Below are 18981 nucleotides of genomic sequence, written 5' to 3' on the forward strand. Positions count from 1 at the left end.
AACTATCCTGACACCGGGGGATTTCAACCGTCTTACGAGGCACGCCAATATGGACGTGAGCGTATTTGGTACGGGCTATGTTGGCCTGATACAAGCAGCTGCACTGGCCGATGTCGGACATCGCGTCTTGTGTGTCGACATTGATCCAAACAAGATCAAACAACTGCAACAAGCAGTGCCGCCAATCAGCGAACCGGGACTTTCCAGCACGTTGGAAGAGAACATCAAGGCCGGTCGATTGCTGTTTACCACCCAGGCCAGCGATGCGGTCGAACACGCCGAGCTGATTTTCATTGCCGTGGGAACGCCTGCCGACGAAGACGGTTCCGCCGACCTCAGCCATGTGCTGAATGTCGCTCGCCAGATCGCCAACCATATGGAGGCTGATCGCACCTTCATCATCAAGTCCACCGTGCCGGTGGGCACGGCGGACCAGGTGGCCGACGCCGCCAACGATGAACTGCAGCGCCGGGGCAAGAGCGCGCTGAAGGTGCGGGTGGTGTCCAACCCGGAGTTTCTCAAGGAAGGCAGCGCCCTCGCCGATTGCATGCGCCCGGACCGGATCATCGTCGGCACACACGACGAGCAAGCCCGCAGCCAAATGAGCGAGCTTTACGCGCCGTTCTGCCGCAACCATGAAAAGCTCATGTTCATGGACAACCGCAGCGCCGAGCTGACCAAGTACGCCGCCAATGCAATGCTCGCCACGCGCATCAGCTTTATGAATGAATTGGCCAACCTCACCGAGTTGTTGGGGGCCGACATTGAAGCGGTGCGCCGAGGCATCGGTTCCGACCCGCGCATTGGTTATCACTTTATTTACCCCGGCTGCGGCTTCGGTGGCTCGTGCTTCCCCAAAGATCTGCGCGCCCTGCTGCACACCGCCGAACACAACGGCATGCCATTGCGCCTGTTGCGCAGCGTCACCGACGTCAACGACACCCAGCGCCACATCCTTTTCGGCAAACTCAAGGCGCAATTGAAGGGTGGACTGGCGGGCAAATCCATCGCGGTCTGGGGCCTGGCGTTCAAACCCAACACCGATGACATGCGCGAAGCCCCCAGCCGTTATCTGATGGAAGCCCTTTGGGCCGAAGGCGCGACTGTGCAGGCTTATGACCCGGAAGCCATGTCCGAATGCCGGCGCATTTACGGCTACCGCAAGGACCTGCATTTGTGCGCCACCCGTGACGACACCCTGGAAGACGCCGACGCGCTGGTGATCTGCACCGAGTGGAAGAACTTCCGGGTGGTCGACTTCGACCTGCTGGCGAGCAAATTGCGTTCACGGGTGATCGTTGACGGTCGCAACCTCTATAACCCGGAGCAGGTTGCCACCGCCGGCTTGCACTACAGCGGTATCGGTTTGCGGCACATAGCACCCGAGGCGCCGCGCCCATGAAGATGCTCGTCACCGGAGCGGCCGGTTTCATTGGCGCCCATTGCGTGTTGCGGTTGTTGCGCGACGGGCACCAGGTGTTCGGCCTCGATAACTTCAACGATTACTACGACCCGCAACTCAAACGCGATCGAGTGGATTGGGTGCGTGATCAGGTCGGTCATTTCCAGCTCGCCACGATGGACCTGGCCGATGCATCGGCCATCGAAGCCCTGTTCGAACGTGAACAACCCGAGGTGGTGATCCACCTGGCCGCCCAGGCCGGGGTGCGTTACTCACTGGAGAACCCGCGAGCCTACCTCGACAGCAATTTGATCGGTTTCCTCAACATCCTCGAAAGCTGCCGCCGGCACTCGGTCAAGCACTTGATTTACGCCTCGTCCAGTTCGGTGTATGGCGCCAACCAGCATACGCCGTACTCAGTGCAGGACGGCGTCAATCACCCGCTGTCGCTGTATGCCGCGAGCAAAAAAGCCAATGAACTGATGGCCCACAGCTACAGCCACCTGTTTGCCATTCCCAGCACCGGCCTGCGCTTTTTCACCGTGTACGGGCCGTGGGGCCGGCCAGACATGTCGCCGATCCAGTTCGCCCGCGCCATCGCCGAGGGCCAGCCGCTGAAGCTGTTCAACTACGGCGAACATCAGCGCGACTTCACCTATATCGACGACATCATCGAAAGCATCGCTCGCCTGATCGAGCACCCACCGCAGGCCAACGCCGAATGGGATCGCGAGCAACCGGACCCGGCCAGCAGCATGGCGCCGTGGCGCATCTTCAACATTGGTGGCCAGCACCCGGTGGAGCTCAAGGCTTACCTGGCGCTGCTGGAAAAACACCTCGGACAACAGGCCATTGTCGAATTGCTGCCGCTGCAGCCGGGCGACGTACTCAACACCTGCGCCGATGCCAGCGACCTGGCACGCGCCACCGGTTTCCAGCCACGTATCGAGCTGGATGAGGGACTCGGGCGCTTTATCGCCTGGTTCCGTGATTACTACGAACTGCCTATCGCCCACGCGCCGCTAGCGGCTGAACTTCAGCGGAGGACCTTATGACTGGACATGAACAGAGTGTGCCCGTTAAACAAATGCTGCGGGATAAACGCCTCGATCCCGAGCACCGGATACGCATGGATGCGGCGATTCACCGGCAAGGGTGTGGCTGGATGACCGGCCGTGAAGGTGGGCGTCCCTGGACGTTGTCGCGCACTAACCGAGTGGTTGCCTGCCTCGGCGCGCTGATGATTCTGGTGTTGATTTCGCCGCTGCTGCTGGTCCTGGCGCTGGCCATCAAATTCAGCAGCCCGGGGCCGGTGATGTTCGTGCAGAAACGCACGGGCTACCGCGGCCGCAAGTTCGGCATGTACAAATTCCGCACCATGGTGGCCAACGCCGAGGAGCTCAAGGAGTCCCTGCGGCACATGAACAAGCACGGTGCCGACGCCATCGATTTCAAGATCGACAAGGACCCGCGCATCACCGGTATCGGCGGCTTCCTGCGGCGCAGCAGCCTGGATGAGCTGCCGAACCTGATCAATGTAGTGACCGGTGACATGCGTTTAGTAGGTCCCAGACCTACTTCGTTCAACGCCTACCGCTACAAGGATAACCACCTTGTACGCCTGAGCATCTACCCCGGCATGACCGGCCTTTGGCAGATCTCCGGGCGCAGCAATATTGACTTCGACCAGCGCGTTGAGTTGGACCTCAGCTACATCGCCGAGCAGAGCCTGTTGCTTGATCTGAAGATCCTGTTGAAAACCCCCTTCAAAGTATTCAGCGGCCACGGAGCGAGTTAAATGGACGGTTCATCCAACAAAAGCCTGAGCATCGCCAGCCCGAGTGAGTCCAACCTGACTTCGACCGTGCTCGATCAAGATCTGCGGATTCTCCTGCTCACTGCCGCCAACCCCGGCGCGGGCACCACCACCAGCGCCCTGGTGCTGGCCAGTCAACTGGCACAAATGAGCAGCGGCCAGGTGTTGCTGGTCGACGCCAGCGAGTCCTCGACCAACCTCACGCAACAGCTCGGGCTCGGCAAAGAGCGTGGTTTTCGCGACTTGATATTCAATACGCAAACCCCGCCGTTGCTGCAGGACTGTGTGGTGAATGTCGCCAGTTTGCCCTTCGACATTCTGCCCAACGGCCGGTACGCACGCGGCACCGAACACCTGACAGCCGAGAGCATGAGCCCGTTGCTCGATCAACTCACCAGCCAGTATCGCTTTGTGGTGATCGACGGCGACGCGGTGTATTCCGCCGCCGACACGCTGGTCATCAGCACGCAGGTGGACGGCGTGATCATGGTCGTGCGCGCGGAAGACACCCGCTGGGAAGTGGCGCAAGCCGCGGTCCAGCGCCTGACCCAGGCCGGCGCAAAACTGGTGGGCAGCGTGTTCAACCGTCGCAAGTACTACATGCCGAAATGGCTGTACAAAAACCTGTAAGCAACCAGAAAGGGATGACGCCATGAACGCCAAAATGCTTGTCCTGCTGTTGCTGCCGCTTGCAGGTTGCTCCAGCACTGACTCCAGTGAAACCCAGAACATGCCGGTGCAGATCCTCACGGCCGCACCGGCCAACGCCCAGGCCACCGACATGCCCAAGATCGAACAGACCTTGCGGCCACAGGACGTGCTGGACGTGATCTTCCACATCAGCACCAGCGGCTCGGACGCCTACCACATCCAGTCCGGTGACCAGATCGGCCTGAACTTCACGGCGGCCAGCCAGCTCAACGGCAATCAACTGGTGCTGCCCGACGGCACCATCGAGCTGCCAGGCGCCAACACCTCGGTGAAAATTGCCGGGCTGACCAGTGACCAGGCGCGTGAGGAAATCCAGCGTGCCTATCAACGCAAACAGCTGTTCCAGCCCAACCGCAACCAGCTGACGGTGCAAGTCATCAGCCCGCTGAGCAACGAAACAAACCTCAAAAGTGCCCTGAACCACCCCGCCACCGGCATGAGCCGGGAGATCACCGTCGGCACCGACGGCTACGCCAGCTTCCCGGAAATCGGCGCCGTGCCGCTGCAAGGCATGACCGTCAACCAACTGGAAGCCTTCCTCAACAAACGCTACGCGCAATTACCGGGGCGGATGACGGTCGACGTGCTGCTCAAGTCCACGGCGGGCAACGAAATCTATGTGCTCGGTGAAGTCGGCCAGCCGGGTTCCTACCCGATCCGCCGGCCGGTCTCGGTGCTTGAAGCGCTGACCCTGGCCCGTGGCAGCAACGCCAAGGCGCGGCTCGATTCGGTGGTGATCATGCGTCGCAACGGCAATCAGGTTCAGGCCCGTCGGTATGACGTGGAAAAGGCCCTGGCCGGCGATGCCTCGCAAATCGCCTACCTGCAACCGGATGACATGCTCTATGTGCCCAAGACCAAACTGGCCAGCGCCGGGGAACTCGCACGGCAACTGGCGGACGTGGTGTTGTTCCAGGGTGTCGGCTTCAGCTTCGGCTACCGCGTCGACGACAAAGACAGCAATAACAACAACTGACTCTCAGGTGACCTGACATGAATCCAAAGGAAAACTACCTGCACGAGTTCTTCAGGATCTTCTTCGCCAACAAGCAGTTGGTGAAGCGGGTATTCCTGGTCTTTGCAGTGATCGCCCTGGTCTTGCCGCTGATGCTCAAACAGAGCTTCGACATCACTGCGCAAGTTATCGTGCAATCGAAAAAACTCTCCCAGGGTGACGCCACCACGTCACTGACCGTGGACAACGCCACCTTCATTCCGCCGTCGCTGGCGGACATGGAAACCGAGAGCAACATCCTGCGTTCGCCGGCCCTGATCCGCCAGACCATCAGCGAGCTGCGGGAAAAGGGCGAGTACACCCCTGCCCCCAGCGTGTTCAACAAACTGGTCCTTCAGCCCATCAAACGTTTCATCACCTCGCCGTTGCGTGAGCACGTGATCAACCCGGAAAAAGCCGCACTGGGCATGGAAACCGATCCGGTGCGCGACACCACGCTGGATGCGTTGACCCAGGAGGCCATCGACAAACTCAAGATTGAAACCCTGCCGGGCTCCAACGTGATCTCGATCATCTACAGCTTCGGTGATCCGCAACAGGGCACGAAGTTTGTCGCCGCGTTGCTGCAAAACTACCTCGCCAGCCGTCAGGAACTGCAATCGATCGACTTGCCGCAGACCTTCTACGAAACCAAGAAGCATCAATATCAGCAACGCCTTGATGGCCTGGAAGGTACCCGACTGGCATTGCTCGAAGGCGTCGGCTCGTCCGACCCGAAGGAAGAAATCACCTTCCGCCTCAACGCGATCAACACCGAGGAGCAAGCGCTCAACCTGTACCAGGACCGTCGCCTGCAGAGCCAACGCTGGCTCGACTACCTGAAAACCAGCCTCGCCGCCGCCAGCAATAACAAACTCAACGACTACACCTTCCCCTACACCTTCACCACCACCGTGGACAACGTGGCGTTTGAAGATCGCGAGATCAAACAGATGGGTGAAGCCCTGACCAATCAGGTCAGCCGCTACATGAACGACCTGGCGATCTTCCAGCCAGGCAGCGAGCCGATGTTGCTGACCCGCGAGCAGATCTCTCGCACCCGTCAGCAGTTTTTGAAAGTGGTCAGTAACCGGATTCAGGAACGCACCAACGACCTGGCGATTGTCAGCTCGGTGATCGACCAGAAGACTGCGCGCATTGCCGAATTCAAAAACCGCATCCACCAGTTGCAGGAAACCCAGAGCAAGCTGCGGCAGATGGACACCGAGATCGACGCCTTGCACGCTGCGTTCTCCACCTACGCGCAGCGCTTTGCCGAAAGCAGCACCGCCCGTTCGCTGGACAACGACCTGTCCAACGCCCGAGTCCTGAGCCCGCCGTACGAACCGACCGAAGCGGCGTTTCCAAAGCCGCTGCTGATCATCCCGTTCGGCTTGTTCACCGGTTTGCTGTTGGCGATTGCCCTGGTCTACGTGCGTGAGTTCTTCGATCACCGCTTCAAGGCCCCGGCGCAAATCACCCACGAATTGGGCTTGCCGGTGCTGTTGGTCATCAACGATCAGAACGTCGAACCGGCCAATCCGCACAGGAACTGGTCTGTGCCAAGCCTTGTGCATTGGGTGCGCAATTGAACGCGCCGCTCAACCCTGCCACCGCCCTGCCGATCATTCATTTGCTCAGCAGCGGTGGGTTCTATGGGGCTGAGCGGATGCTGCTGGACCATTGTCTGGCAACGCCGGGGCAGCACCAGGTGCTGTTTCTCGATGCGCCGCCAGCACTGATCGCCCGGTTTCGCGAGGCCGGGGTGGACTGCCGGAGCTGTGCCGGACTGGGGGCGTTGCTGGCGCATTTGCGTCAACGCCGGGCTGAGCATCCGCTGATCAACACGCACAACTTCAAAGGCCTGTTGTTTGGCTGGATCTGTGCAACGCTGTTGCGCTTGCCGCTGGTGATCACCCAGCACGGATTCACCCCGCGCAGCCGCAAGCAGAAGTTCTACACCTGGCTGAGCCTGCAACTGTGCCGCACCGCTTCGGTCAATCGCGTGGTCTGCGTCGCCGAAAGCATCGCCACGCTGTGCCGCCAGGCCAGCGTGCGGGCGGACAAACTTCAGGTGATTCCCAACGGATTGCCGGCCGCTGCCGCCGTGTTGTCGCACGACTTACCGCAAAGCGTTGATCGACAGCGTTGGCTGGCTGGCTACGTCGGGCGCCTGAGCAGTGAAAAAGGCCCGGACCTGTTTCTCGATGCGCTGATTCCACTCTGTCAGCAACACCCACAACTGAACGCCGTGATGCTCGGCGATGGCCCGGAGCGGGAAACGCTGCTGGCACGGATCAACGCCGCCGGTTTGCAAGCGCGCATCACCCTGCCGGGTTATCAGACCGAGATGAATGCGTGGTGGCGCCAGCTCGATGCGCTGGTGATCAGCTCGCGCACCGAAGGCACGCCGATGATTTTGCTCGAAGCGATGCAAGCCGGTGTTCCGGTGGTGGCGTTCGGCGTCGGCGGGATTCCCGATGTGCTGCAAGACCGGCACAACGGCTTGCTGGCATCACCCGCCGACAGCACCGCCCTCGCCCGCCAGATCAGCGCGTTGCTCAGAGAACCGGTGTTGGCACAGATGCTGATCGACAATGCAAAACGTACGCAACGGGATCGTTACGACCTCAAGGCCCTGGCCGAACGCTGGTCGCAGCTGTATGACCGTACTGCACGGGAGGCACGCGCGTGATTTTTCCACTCTCGATCGTCAGTCTGCTCGGCCTTGTCTGCCTCGGTTTGCTGGCCAGTCCTTATCCGTATCTGGCTCCGGGCGCGGTGTTGGGTTTGGTCGGCGTCGCGCTGCTGTACCGCAAGCCCACCTGGGGTTTGCTCGGGATCGCGGCGCTGGTGCCGTTCGAGGGGTTCTTCAAGGACAGTTCGCTGTCGGGCACCAAGTTCATCGGCGCGTCGCTGGCGCTGATCCTGATGCTGCAACTGGCCCTGCGGCAGATTCCGTCCGAACGCCTGCGCAGCAATATCTGGCGCTACCTGATCGGGTTTCTGGTGCTGTACCTGCTCAGTCTGTTGAACACCGACGACATGGGCATGTCGATGGGACACCTGCGGGAACTGAGTGTCGGCCTGATCCTGTTTGTGATCACACTGCTGATCGGCCGTGAACTGAACCTAGACCTGTTCGCCAGACTGGTCACCGTCAGCGTCACGATGACGTGCGTGCTGGCGATGTTCTCCAGCAAATATCAGGACCAGGGGCGCGCCGCCGGGTTGCTGGAAGACCCGAACGCCTTTGCCATGCTGATCTCCTTCGCCGTGCCGCTGGGCTTGTGGCTGGTGATCCGCAGTCCGAACCTGTTGCATCGACTGGTCTGGGGCGGTTGCTGTGTGTTGCTGCTCGGCGGCATGACCAAGACCGAATCGCGCTCCGGGCTGGTGGTGTTGTTTCTCAGCCTGATGATCGGCGCCTGGCACTACCGCGCCGAGTTGTCGCGTATCCGCCCACGGCACCTGGGGTTTGCCATGCTCGGCTCGGTGATCGTGATTGCGTTGGCGATCTATGCGATGCCGGCCGGTTATGTCGCCCGCATCCAGTCCCTGAGTATCTTGAGCGCGGGGCCCAAGAGTCAGGATGAATCCCTCGGTCGCCGCGCGTCATACATTGTGGTCGGCAGCGCGATGATTCGCGAGAACCCGCTGCTGGGCTCCGGCCCCGGCACCTTCCCGCTGCACTACGCCACCACCGGTTATGCCAAGGCGTTTTCCGCCAACCGCAAAATCGGCGACCTGTACCGCCGTGCCCACAATACTTACCTGGAAATCTTCAGCGAACTGGGGATTCCCGCCGGCCTGTTGTTCGTCGGCATGCTCGCCCTCGGCTTGTACAACCTGATCCGCGCCCGCCGCGTGTGGATGCAGCGAGATAACCGGGAACAGGCCGATTTGATGACGCACCTGGCGATGAGTTTTCTGGCGTTGACCCTGTTCCTGATGTTCCTCAGCGCGCCGAACCAGAAGTACGTGTGGATCATGCTCGCGCTGACCAGTGTATTGCGTTTGAAAGCCGAAGAAAGTCCGCCCAGGGAGGCCAAGGCATGAGCCGAATCAGCATTGTGATTCCGATGTACAACGAAGCGCGACACATCGCCCGCACCTTGCTGGCCGCTCAAAAAGCCGCGCACGCCGCCAATCTGGAATGTGAGTTGATCGTGGTCGACAACGGCTCGCAAGATGAAGGTCCGCAAATTGCCCGGCAATTCGGTGCTCAGGTGCTGGTGCAGCCGGGGATACTGATCGGCGCCCTGCGCAATCGCGGCACGGCCGTCGCCACTGGTGAGTGGCTGGCGTTTATCGACGCCGACGTCGAAATGCCCGAAGACTGGCTGACGCCACTGATCGATATCGAAAAAACGGGGCAAGCCGATGTGTTCGGCCTGGATTTGCACACCCCGGCCCAGGCACCGTGGTACGCCACGGCCTGGCAACGTCGCACATTACGCCCTGCGGCTGAGGGCGTTCGCACGGTGGATTGGCTGCCCAGCTCCAACCTGCTGATGCGACGCAGCTGGTTCGACAAGGTCGATGGCTTCAACGAAAGCCTGCGCACCGGCGAAGACAAGGATTTCACCTTGCGCCAGCACATGGCCGGCGCACGGCTCCTGGCGATCAATGAAAGCGTGGCCCTGCACTGGGGCTACGAAATGAACTGGCGCGAGTGGATGGGCAAGGAAATGTGGCGCCAGAGTAGCCACGTGCAATTGCTCCGCACCCATGGCCTGAGCCTGCGATTGCTGCGCTTTCCCCTGTTGTCGCTGGTTGCATGGCTCCTGGATTTCCTGGCGATCTCTGCCTTGCTCGATGGCTTCCCGCACCATGCGGCGTTCATGTTGTCGCTGACGTTGTTGCCGGCGCTGATCCTGAGCGTGCGCCAGAGCCACAAGCATCGCGACCAGTTCCTGACCCTTCAGCTGTGGGGCCTGCACTGGGTGCGCCTGCACCTGGCCGGCGCCGCACTGGTTCTCAGCCTGTGTCATTGGAATGCCAGGAGACCCGCCCGTGGCTGAATTCATTTTCTGGTCGTGCCTGCTGCTCCCGGTTTACGCCTACCTCGGCTATCCACTGTTGCTGACCCTGCTGGCGCCGATGTTTGCGGTGCGGCGTCATGCCGCGCCGGAGCCGATGAACGTGAGCGTGGTGATTGCCGCGCACAACGAAGCGCGGCACATCGAACACAAGCTGCGCACCCTGCTTGCCCAGGACTATCAGCCGGCCTCGCTGCAGATCATTCTGGCCAGCGACGGCTCGACCGATGACACGGTGGCCTGCGCGCGCAAAGTGGTCGACCCGCGCATCACCGTGCTCGACCTGCCACGCCAGGGCAAGGCCGCGACGCTGAATGCCGGCGTGGCACTGAGCACTGGCGATATCCTGGTATTCACCGATGCCGACAACCAATGGTCGCGCGACACCCTCGGTCATTTGCTCGCGCCGCTCTGCGATCCGCAGGTCGGTGCCTGTGCCGGGCACATGGTGATCCCGGTCACCGGCAAAGGCTTGAGCATCGGTGACAGCCTGTATCGGCACTATGAAGGCTGGCTGCGTCGGGTGGAAAATCGCACCGGTTGCATGGTTTCGGCCGACGGCGCGCTGTTGGCATTGCGTCGCGAGTTGTTCCAGAACGTGCCGGCGGAGGTCAACGACGACTTCTTCATCAGTACCTGCGCGCCAGTCGCGTTCAAACGCATCGTCTATGTGCCTGAGGCGCAGGTCATCGACCACGGCGTCGATGAAGCCGACAAGCAATTTCGCCGCCGTCAGCGGGTCACCGTCGGCGGTCTGCAAAGCCTGGCGCAGCGCCGCGAGCTGCTCAATCCGTTCAGACATGGCCTGTATTCCATCGCCTTGATCAGCCACAAATTGATCCGGCGACTGGCACCGATCCTGTTGTTGCCGTTGCTGTTGAGCAATTTCTGGCTGTGGGAAGACCACGGTTTTTATCGCCTGAGCCTGATTGCGCAGGTGTCCGGTTATGCCATTGCCATCGCCGGCCTGCTGGATTCGCAACATCGCTTGCCCAAACCCTTTCGCCTTGCCGCGTTCCTGCTGGTGACCCTGGCCGGGATGAGTATCGGCCTGTGGCAGTTCCTGCGCGGCCAGCGGTACGCGCAATGGAATCCCGAACAGAATCGTTGAAAGGACTGAGCCATGGCGATCAAACAATTACTCAAGCGCACCAGTGGCTGGCTCTATCTCAACTCGCCGGTGGGGCGCAATCAGCTGCAAGGCGCCGGGGTGATCCTGATGTTGCATCGGGTGCTGGCTGACGACCCGGCAGCCGCCCTGCCTCATCGCAATGAGCTGTGCGTCGGGCCAAAAGCGTTCGAACACTTGCTGGTGTGGCTGAAAAAACACTTCGACTGCGTGCCGCTGATGGAGATTTTTCAACCGGGCAAAGTCCGCTCGGAACGGCCGAAAATCACCCTGACCTTCGACGATGGCTGGCGCGACAATGCGTTGAACGCCTACCCGCTGCTGCAAAAATATCAGGTGCCGGCGAGCATTTTCCTCTCCACCGATTTCATCGGCAGCCGTCAGCGGTTCTGGTGGGAAAGCATCGGTGAAACCCTGTGGGGCAGCCATGGGAGACGGGCTCAATTGCTGTTGATCACGAGCCTGCAACAGGCCGGTCGGCCATTGCCCGAGCCATTCGCTGAGCTGGATGTGGAGCGTCGCAGTCTGGCCTTGCTGCATTTTCTGCAAAGCCTGAAAACCCTGAGCCCGATGACGCTGAACCGACTGACCGATGCCTGCCCGGACGAGTCATTGCCCCAAGCGCTGGACTGGCATCAGGTGCGCTCGCTGGAAGCCTCGGGGCTGGTGCGTTTCGGCCCCCATGGCGCCAGTCACGCGATCTTCACCGGTCTTGATGACCAGCGCTTGCACGAAGAACTGAGCCGCAGCCGCGATGCCCTGCGCGACGGTTGCAGCCGCCCGCTGCCGGTCTATTGCTACCCCAACGGCGACAACGATGCGCGGGTGCGCGAACAGGTCGCCACGCACGGCTTCCCGTTCGCCCTCGGTACCGGCACCGGTATATATCGCGGTACCAATGATCCCTTGAACTTGCCGCGTTTGGGCGTCAGCCAACGCGTGGCATGCAATCCACAGTTGCTGTCGTGGCGTTTGTATCGCGGGGGCCGCGCATGAGCCGTAGCCATTATCTCAAGCATCTGGCCCTGAGCATGGGCACCAAATTGGCGATGATTGCGTTGCGGCTGCTGCGCAATGTGTTGCTGGCGCGGATTCTCGGCCCCAGCGAGCGCGGGTTGTTTGCCCTGCTCAGCACCCTGCCCGACCTGATCAGCGCCGCCACCAGCGGCGGGCTGAACTCGGCAGTCGGTTATCAAGCGGCCAAGCAACGGCCCATGGGCTTGTTGCTGTGTCAGGTGTTGGTGTTCGGCTGTTTGCTCGCGGCGTTGTTGACCTTGCTGGTGGTGGCGCTGGTGCGCGAATTCGGCAGCGAACTCGATATCACGATGCAACTGGGTTTGCTTGCCTGGCTGTTGCTGCTGGCGGTGCCGCTGACGGTGCTTAAAAGCGGGCTGCTGACGCTGCACAACGCCTCGGGCGGCGTAGTCGCGTTCAACGCCTTGCGCCTGATGGAATCCCTGACGCCGCTGCTGTTGTTTCTCGCGCTGTTCTGGATGTGGAAAAACGCGGCCCTGGAAGCTGCACTGATCAGTTGGCTGGCGGGGATCAGCCTCGTGGTGCTGGCGGGCTGGGTCTGGCTCAAACGCGAGCAGCCATTGACGTTGCAATGGGACCGCGCCAGTCAGAACGAACTGCTGCGCTTCAGCGCGCGCAGCCATCCGGATTTGTTGTTCCAGCAAGTGATTCTGCGTTCCGATTATTTGTTCATCGGCGCCCTGCTCGGCAGCACTGCGCTGGGGCATTACGCCATGGCCAGCGCCGCCGCCGAGTTGCTGTTGATCGTGCCGGAAGCCGTGACCACACCGCTGATGAAACGCCTGCTGCAACAGGAAGAAGGCATCGACAAGGTCACGCCGCTGGCGCTGCGCCTGACGGCCACGGTGATGCTCGGCGCCTGCCTGACCATGGCAGTGATCGGTGAATGGCTGATCGTCACGCTGTTCGGTGTGGCGTATCAACCAGCGTATCCGGCGCTGCTGGCGTTGCTGCCGGGGCTGCTCGGCCTGTGCTATGCCAGCATCCTGCGCCTGGACCTGCTGGGCAAGAACCGTCCCGGCAGCATTTCCCTGTTGATGGGCCTCGGCGCCCTGCTCAATCTGGCGCTGAACCTGGTGTTGATTCCGGTCTACGGCATCGTTGGCGCGGCGGCCGCTTCCTCCATCGCGTACCTGGCGGTGACGGTGGCGCTGCTGGTGATGTATTGCCGATTGAGCGGCGTGCCGGTCTGGCAAACCCTGATCATCTTGCCCAGCGACGTGGCGCCCATGCTGCTGATGCTGCAAAGGAAGTCGGCATGAGGTACTTCGCGCTGCTGGTGAGCCTGGGGCTGACGCTCGACGCCTACGCCGGGCCGATGCGCTGGGCGGACATTCGCGACGGCAGTCTGTACCTGCAAACGGAACAACCCGACACGTTGACGGTGCGCTGGACCCCGGCGTGGCAGGCGGACGCCAACGAAGAACATCTGTATCTGCTCGACGGCACAGGCAAACTTCAGGCTGAGCGCAAAATCGCCGCCAGTGAATTGAGCGGCACCCAGAGCTGGCCCTTGGCGCCGAATGCGGCCAGCTATCAACTGGAGATTGCGGGTTACAGCTTTCGCCGCTACACAGTCGAACATAGCGACAGCACGGTGGCGCTGTTTGCCCCCGCCAAGGTGCATTTCAGTGCCGAAACCCACGATGGCGACGAGTTGTACTTCAAAGTCGCGCCGGGTGAACACGCGGTCCTGGCCGGGAAATTCCACGGTGGCGTCAGCGCCCTGCAAGCGCAGCGGGTGGGCGACGGCAAACAGCTGACGGTGGCGCTGAAACCGTATCGGGCCTATTGGCAGTTCGACAAGGTCGAGTTACCTGTCACGCCAAACGAACAAGTGTGGCGCCTGCGCCTGCAAGGCAGCGGCAAGGTCGCGTTCTGGCTCGATGGCGCCGCCAACCTGTTCGCCCAAGACGCACAGCAGCTCAAACCGTTGCGCGAAGATGCCGGCGACGTGCGCCTGACCCTGGGCAAAGACGTGCTGGGCCCGACGCCGAACCTGGGCATCGCCCTGCCCTACGTGATGCCACCGCCCGCAAGTTTTGCGGTGCTCGACGCGCTCAACCCCAAGGCCGGCGCCTATTACACCTTTGTCGACGTCACGGCGAAAAAGCCGCAGTACGAAGATGCCTTCCGCCAGCTCTATCAGGACCGCTTCGGCATCACCCAGGACATCACCCTGCTGGCCGGCAGCCAGCGCCAGGCCAATTTGCGCGCCGACACGATGAGCAACGCCGGGCTCGAGGCCTGGCTCGCCTCGACCCGGGCGCTCGGTGGCAAGGGCACGCACTACATCGGTTTTGCCGATGAGCCGAATCTCAACTACGCGAGCTACGCCCAGTACCAAAGCATTTTCAACAACATGGCCCGGCAAGTGCGCAGCAACCCGGCCAACGCCAAGGCCGGTGTGCGCATCGCCATGCCGGCCAGTTCACGGCTGGTCAACGGCCCGTTCACCGACAACGCCGCCGACAAACGCGGGATCGACTGGGCGAAACAGCTGCTGGGGGAATCCGGCGAGCAGATCGACGCACTGGCCTGGCACGAATGGATGATTCGCGACCTGCTGGCGACCCGGGTCTATCGCGACAGCGTGCGCCGCGCCGCCGATCTGGTGGGTCTCGACGCCAAGGGCCGGCCCCGCAAAGCCTTGCTGCTGGACCAGACCAATATGTCCAGCGGCTCCAGCCTGAGCCCGTACGATCAGGACACCCATTTCGCCTCGCTGTGGTGGACTTCGGTCGTCATCAATTCGTCCCGGGACGGTTTGCTGGAGATGCTCAACTGGTTCCAGGCGGCCGATGAACCGAACTACCCCAAGGGCATGTTGAAAGTCCTCGGTGAGGATCGCTTCGAACTCAAACCCGTGGGCTTTGCCCAGCAATTTATTCAGCAGCACTGGTTGCACAACGTGCTGCGGCTGGAGAACGACGCCTTCGAAGTCGATGTGCTGGCCATGGCTGAAGAACATAAACGCAGCCTGTTGGGGGTCAATAAAGGCCGGCGTTTGCAGCATGTGAACTTGAACGGGGTGGCGTGTCCACTGGCCAAAGGATCGTTGCGTTATATGGGCGCGGACAACCGCAGCCGCGACGCGCCCTTCAACTGCCAAAACGGTCGCGTCAGCTTCGATCTGCCAGGGGAAACCTTGTTCGCTCTGAGCTGGAGCGCCTCATGAACACTTCTATTGCTATGCCGCGCATGCCCTCGCCGCGCGACGCATTTCTCCCAACACGGCCCATGCCGTCAGGAGCGCAGAAGATGAGCGTTTTGCAGAAACTCAGCGAACACATCAAACAGAAAGGCCTGAGCGCCACCGTCAAAAAGATGTGGAAACACTACGTTTTTTTCCACCAGGAACTGTTGTGGATGGAGCGCGACCTGATCAGCCCGGTGCCACCGCACAAACTGCGGCCCTACCCACCCCTGCGGGTGGAAACCATCACCGCGCAAAACGCCGTGGCCTTCACCCGCTACTTCGGTGACCGTGTCCAGACCATGGCCGAACTGGCCCGCGAGGGTTACACCGGGCACATGCACCTGGACGATCAAGGTGATGCCGTGGCCTTCATCTGGGGCGCGGCGCGCAACTATTACGACAAGCATTACTACGGCTGCTGGTTCCCGGTGAAAGAAGGCGAATTTTTCGAATTCGGTGGCGAGCTGGCGCGTGCCTATTGGGGCACTACGCTCTCGGTAGACCTGCAACTGGAGCTTTGGCACGCCATGCAGGTCCAGGGTTGCCACACCGTGGTGGATGTCTGCGAGTTCCACAACATTCCGGCCCTCAAGCTGCACATGCGCATGGGGTACAAGGAGCAAGGGCGGATCATGAACGTGTACAGCCTGTTCGGCTGGCGCTTCTACCGCGAAACCCGTTACACAGGCTCGCGTCTGGATGCCTTGCGCAAACCGGCGCGTGAACCTGTCCCAGCCTCGGCGAACTGACCTTATGGTGGCACGATTGGAATGGCGCACTTCACTGTGCGCCTCAGACTTCCCGGCAGCGGCTTACGAAGCGTTGCGTCTGCGAGTGACGGACCACACACCATTCAACACGTTGGCCTGGATGGCGGCGTCCGAGCAGGCGTTGAGCGCCGGGCAGCGCCTGCACGTGCTGTTGGGCTGGCAAGGCACTGAATTGCTGTTGTGCCTGCCGCTGGTGGCGTCTGTCGAGCGCTTCGGCGGTTTGCCTTTTCGGGTGTTGCATCACCTGGGCTACCCCCTCGCCGACCGCCTCGCCTTACTCACGCGCCTGGGTGCAGAAGATACGCGCAAGGCCTTGATCGAGATCCGTCGACGGCTCCCCCATGCCTTGCTGCAACTCAATGAGCTGTCCGAACCGATCGGCCTAGAGAGTTCGCTGACCCAATGGATGGCCGACAGTTCCACCGGCCAACGGCGGCTGAGTTGTCGAGTGCCGGTGCACTTGATCAGTGACGCCGACCATCAGGAAGTCTCCGGTGATCCGCGCTACAAATTACGGCGTGCGCGTAAACGCATCGCCGCTTGTGGTGCCCAGGTTCGACGGATTACTCCGGACGCGTCGACCATGGGCCCGTTGTTGCAGGCCATCAGCGAAGTCGAAGCAGTGAGCTGGAAAGGCGATGAAGGCGTGGGGATTTTCTCTGACGAGCGTCATCGACAATGGATGGACCGCGCCTTCACCGCCCTCGCCGGACAAGGGCTGGTGCGAGTGGTGGTGCTGGAACTGAACGGCCGCTGCATCAGTTATCGCCTCGGCTTGCTGGAGCAGGGCCGGCTGTACGATTACAACCTGGCGTTCCTGCCGCAATACGCCGACCTGGGCAGCGGCCGGGTGTTGCTTGATGAGTGGATTCGCTGGGGGCTGGACGAGAACTGGCGCTGGATCGATGCCTCGCGCGTCAGCCTGGACAATTCCAGCCATCAGCTCCACGAACGCATGACCGGGCAACTGGAACACTGGCGCTGGAGTTTCTATTCCTGGCGCGCCAGCGGGATTGCACTCGGACTGGCCCTGCGCTTCTGGCAACGACTCAAACCTGCCTGGCAACAGTGGAAAGCCTGTCGTACGGCAGCGGCGGCCAAACGGGCGCCTGTTGCCACGCCCCTCGCCAAAGCGGCCGAGCCGACAACAACTATTGTGGAGAGCGAACATGCCTCGCCAAGTCATAGTCAACGCTGACGATTTCGGCCTCAGTGCCTGCGAAAACGCGGTGATCCTGGGGGCTTTTCAGGCGGGAGTCATCACCTCCGCCACCGCCATGGCCAATATGCCCGCCTTCGAAGCGGCGTGTGTGATGGCCCGGCATCCGATGCTCGAAGGCCGGATCGGGCTGCACTTCAACCTCACCTACGGGCGCCCCTTGAGCCAGTCGATTCTGGGTCGAAGCACCTTCTGCGACAGCGCCGGCGTGTTCGACCTCAACCTGCCCCGCCACCGCCTGTGGCTCAGCCGCCCTGATCGTGATGCGGTACTCGAAGAGCTCCAGGCGCAATGGCAACGCTTTCTGGACAACGGTGTACGCCCCAGCCATCTGGACTCTCACCAACACGTGCACAACATCTGGCCCATCGGTCAAATCGTCGCCCGCTTCGCCGCCCACCAAGGGGTGCCGGTACGGCTGGCGCGCAACCTGGGGCAAAACCTGAGCCTGCCCAAACGCCTGTTCAAGGAATTGCTCAACCGGCGTTTAAGCCACCTGGCCGGCGCTACCGCCGACTACGTGTGCACCCCGGTGGACCTGCGCAATGCCGCGCCACCGATGGATGGACTGCTGGAAATCGTCGCGCACCCCAATCAGCTCGGCGCCGATTTTGGCGATGCCTACCTTGATCAGGGCGAGTCGTTGAGCGCACTGCTGGAGCAGCGTTTGCCGGGGGTACAACGGGTTTCCTACAACGGCGTGGGCAAGACGTTCAGCGAGCGCGGCGAGGCGGTTCTGGACTGAACAATCACATTTTTTTGACGCCTGAAATTGCGTCCACTTTGTTGCACAAATTTAAACAAATGACCCATCACTACCTTCATCCACGCACGACCAATCCTTCGCTAAGGAGGGCTTCATGAACGCACTCGACAAGCTTCGCGAACGCATCAAACAAAAAGGCCTGATCCGCACATTCAATACGCTGTGGAAGCGCTATGTGTTTTTCCATTGGGAACTGTTGTGGATGGAGCGCGACCTGGTCAGCCCGGTACCGCCGCACAAACTGCGGCCCTATTCGGGCTTGCGCCAAGTGATCATCACCCCGGAAAACGCCACGGCGTTCACCCGGCATTTCGGTGACCGCGTCACCACCATGGCCGAACTCGCCGCCGAAGGTCACACCGGGCATATGTACCTGGACGACGAAGGCCATGCGTGTGGGTTCATCTGGGGCAGCACCCGCGATTATCACGACCGTCACTATTACGGCTGCTGGTTCCCGGTCAAACCGGGCGAGTTCTTCGAATTCGGCGGCGAAATGACCCGTGCCTATTTCGGCACCAGCCTGTCGGTGGATGTTCAAGTCGCCCTGTGGGAAGCGATGCAGGCACAGGGCTGCAACAAGGTGGTGGACGTCTGCGAAACCCACAACATCCCGGCCCTCAAACTGCACATCCGCATGGGTTACCAGGAACAGGGCCGCGTGACCCACGTCTATGGCCTGTTCGGCCGCTGGCGCTTCTACCGCGAAACCCGCTACACCGGCTCACGCCTGGACCCGCTGCGTAAACCGGGCCGGCCAGTGGTGACGGGTGTGGCGCAGGCTTGAGGTTCACTTGAGTGCGGCGGTGTCAGTGACACCGCTATCGCGGGCAAGCCCTAATGCCGATCAGTTAAGCCTTAACGCGGACCGTAGCAGCTGGCGAAGCCTGCGTTCGGC

The 18981-nt window shown here is 61.3% G+C and carries 17 protein-coding genes; all 17 read left to right on the forward strand.

Annotated features, from left to right (window positions below):
* The first annotated feature begins 49 nt into the window (after positions 1-49).
* The 17 genes from PMI22_RS03740 to PMI22_RS03660 all read left to right on the forward strand — a co-directional run bounded on the left by PMI22_RS03740 (position 50) and on the right by PMI22_RS03660 (position 18870).
* Positions 50-1402, forward strand: a complete 1353-nt coding sequence (locus PMI22_RS03740; protein ID WP_007948623.1) for a UDP-glucose dehydrogenase family protein — start codon at positions 50-52, stop codon at positions 1400-1402.
* Positions 1399-2457, forward strand: a complete 1059-nt coding sequence (locus PMI22_RS03735; protein WP_007948624.1) for an NAD-dependent epimerase — start codon at positions 1399-1401, stop codon at positions 2455-2457. The genes PMI22_RS03740 and PMI22_RS03735 overlap by 4 nt, the downstream gene beginning before the upstream one ends.
* On the forward strand, positions 2454-3200 hold the full coding sequence (locus PMI22_RS03730) for a sugar transferase (protein WP_007948626.1): 747 nt from the start codon (positions 2454-2456) through the stop codon (positions 3198-3200). Before PMI22_RS03735 ends, PMI22_RS03730 begins: the two co-directional genes overlap by 4 nt.
* A complete protein-coding gene (locus tag PMI22_RS03725; RefSeq protein WP_007948627.1) occupies positions 3201-3848 on the forward strand; it encodes a CpsD/CapB family tyrosine-protein kinase in 648 nt (215 codons plus the stop codon).
* A gap of 22 nt (positions 3849-3870) precedes the next feature.
* Positions 3871-4905, forward strand: a complete 1035-nt coding sequence (locus PMI22_RS03720) for a polysaccharide biosynthesis/export family protein (RefSeq protein ID WP_007948628.1) — start codon at positions 3871-3873, stop codon at positions 4903-4905.
* Positions 4906-4922: 17 nt separating this feature from the next.
* A complete protein-coding gene (locus tag PMI22_RS03715) occupies positions 4923-6515 on the forward strand; it encodes a GumC family protein (RefSeq protein WP_007948629.1) in 1593 nt (530 codons plus the stop codon).
* Entirely contained in the window at positions 6512-7618 is a 1107-nt protein-coding gene (locus PMI22_RS03710; RefSeq protein WP_007948630.1) for a glycosyltransferase family 4 protein, read from the forward strand. The genes PMI22_RS03715 and PMI22_RS03710 overlap by 4 nt, the downstream gene beginning before the upstream one ends.
* Positions 7615-8982 (forward strand): O-antigen ligase family protein, encoded by a 1368-nt coding sequence (locus PMI22_RS03705; protein WP_007948631.1) that lies wholly within the window; start codon positions 7615-7617, stop codon positions 8980-8982. Before PMI22_RS03710 ends, PMI22_RS03705 begins: the two co-directional genes overlap by 4 nt.
* Positions 8979-9947 (forward strand): glycosyltransferase, encoded by a 969-nt coding sequence (locus PMI22_RS03700; protein ID WP_007948633.1) that lies wholly within the window; start codon positions 8979-8981, stop codon positions 9945-9947. Before PMI22_RS03705 ends, PMI22_RS03700 begins: the two co-directional genes overlap by 4 nt.
* Positions 9940-11076, forward strand: coding sequence for a glycosyltransferase (locus PMI22_RS03695; RefSeq protein WP_007948634.1), 1137 nt, complete (start codon positions 9940-9942; stop codon positions 11074-11076). Before PMI22_RS03700 ends, PMI22_RS03695 begins: the two co-directional genes overlap by 8 nt.
* 12 nt (positions 11077-11088) lie before the next feature.
* Positions 11089-12090 (forward strand): polysaccharide deacetylase family protein, encoded by a 1002-nt coding sequence (locus PMI22_RS03690; protein ID WP_007948635.1) that lies wholly within the window; start codon positions 11089-11091, stop codon positions 12088-12090.
* Positions 12087-13391 (forward strand): lipopolysaccharide biosynthesis protein, encoded by a 1305-nt coding sequence (locus tag PMI22_RS03685; protein ID WP_007948636.1) that lies wholly within the window; start codon positions 12087-12089, stop codon positions 13389-13391. Before PMI22_RS03690 ends, PMI22_RS03685 begins: the two co-directional genes overlap by 4 nt.
* Complete coding sequence (locus tag PMI22_RS03680; protein WP_007948637.1) at positions 13388-15307, forward strand: hypothetical protein; 1920 nt, start codon at positions 13388-13390, stop codon at positions 15305-15307. Before PMI22_RS03685 ends, PMI22_RS03680 begins: the two co-directional genes overlap by 4 nt.
* Before the next feature lie 83 nt (positions 15308-15390).
* Positions 15391-16077 (forward strand): hypothetical protein, encoded by a 687-nt coding sequence (locus PMI22_RS03675; RefSeq protein WP_007948638.1) that lies wholly within the window; start codon positions 15391-15393, stop codon positions 16075-16077.
* 4 nt (positions 16078-16081) lie between these two features.
* Positions 16082-17296 carry a GNAT family N-acetyltransferase gene (locus PMI22_RS03670; RefSeq protein WP_007948640.1) on the forward strand — a complete coding sequence of 405 codons (1215 nt, stop codon included), beginning with the start codon at positions 16082-16084 and terminating at the stop codon, positions 17294-17296.
* On the forward strand, positions 17268-18062 hold the full coding sequence (locus PMI22_RS03665) for a ChbG/HpnK family deacetylase (protein WP_007948641.1): 795 nt from the start codon (positions 17268-17270) through the stop codon (positions 18060-18062). Before PMI22_RS03670 ends, PMI22_RS03665 begins: the two co-directional genes overlap by 29 nt.
* A 115-nt stretch (positions 18063-18177) precedes the next feature.
* Positions 18178-18870, forward strand: coding sequence for a GNAT family N-acetyltransferase (locus PMI22_RS03660; RefSeq protein ID WP_007948642.1), 693 nt, complete (start codon positions 18178-18180; stop codon positions 18868-18870).
* Positions 18871-18981 lie beyond the last annotated feature (111 nt).

It is taken from the genome of Pseudomonas sp. GM21, from assembly GCF_000282215.1.
GTDB lineage: Bacteria > Pseudomonadota > Gammaproteobacteria > Pseudomonadales > Pseudomonadaceae > Aquipseudomonas.

Excerpts from the sequence above, each read along its gene's own strand:
- PMI22_RS03740 (WP_007948623.1), top strand. The coding sequence starts at position 50 with ATGGACGTGAGCGTATTTGGTACGGGCTATGTTGGCCTGATACAAGCA.
- PMI22_RS03735 (WP_007948624.1), top strand. The coding sequence starts at position 1,399 with ATGAAGATGCTCGTCACCGGAGCGGCCGGTTTCATTGGCGCCCATTGC.
- PMI22_RS03730 (WP_007948626.1), top strand. The coding sequence starts at position 2,454 with ATGACTGGACATGAACAGAGTGTGCCCGTTAAACAAATGCTGCGGGAT.
- PMI22_RS03725 (WP_007948627.1), top strand. The coding sequence starts at position 3,201 with ATGGACGGTTCATCCAACAAAAGCCTGAGCATCGCCAGCCCGAGTGAG.
- PMI22_RS03720 (WP_007948628.1), top strand. The coding sequence starts at position 3,871 with ATGAACGCCAAAATGCTTGTCCTGCTGTTGCTGCCGCTTGCAGGTTGC.
- PMI22_RS03715 (WP_007948629.1), top strand. The coding sequence starts at position 4,923 with ATGAATCCAAAGGAAAACTACCTGCACGAGTTCTTCAGGATCTTCTTC.
- PMI22_RS03700 (WP_007948633.1), top strand. The coding sequence starts at position 8,979 with ATGAGCCGAATCAGCATTGTGATTCCGATGTACAACGAAGCGCGACAC.
- PMI22_RS03690 (WP_007948635.1), top strand. The coding sequence starts at position 11,089 with ATGGCGATCAAACAATTACTCAAGCGCACCAGTGGCTGGCTCTATCTC.
- PMI22_RS03685 (WP_007948636.1), top strand. The coding sequence starts at position 12,087 with ATGAGCCGTAGCCATTATCTCAAGCATCTGGCCCTGAGCATGGGCACC.
- PMI22_RS03680 (WP_007948637.1), top strand. The coding sequence starts at position 13,388 with ATGAGGTACTTCGCGCTGCTGGTGAGCCTGGGGCTGACGCTCGACGCC.
- PMI22_RS03675 (WP_007948638.1), top strand. The coding sequence starts at position 15,391 with ATGAGCGTTTTGCAGAAACTCAGCGAACACATCAAACAGAAAGGCCTG.
- PMI22_RS03670 (WP_007948640.1), top strand. The coding sequence starts at position 16,082 with ATGGTGGCACGATTGGAATGGCGCACTTCACTGTGCGCCTCAGACTTC.
- PMI22_RS03665 (WP_007948641.1), top strand. The coding sequence starts at position 17,268 with ATGCCTCGCCAAGTCATAGTCAACGCTGACGATTTCGGCCTCAGTGCC.
- PMI22_RS03660 (WP_007948642.1), top strand. The coding sequence starts at position 18,178 with ATGAACGCACTCGACAAGCTTCGCGAACGCATCAAACAAAAAGGCCTG.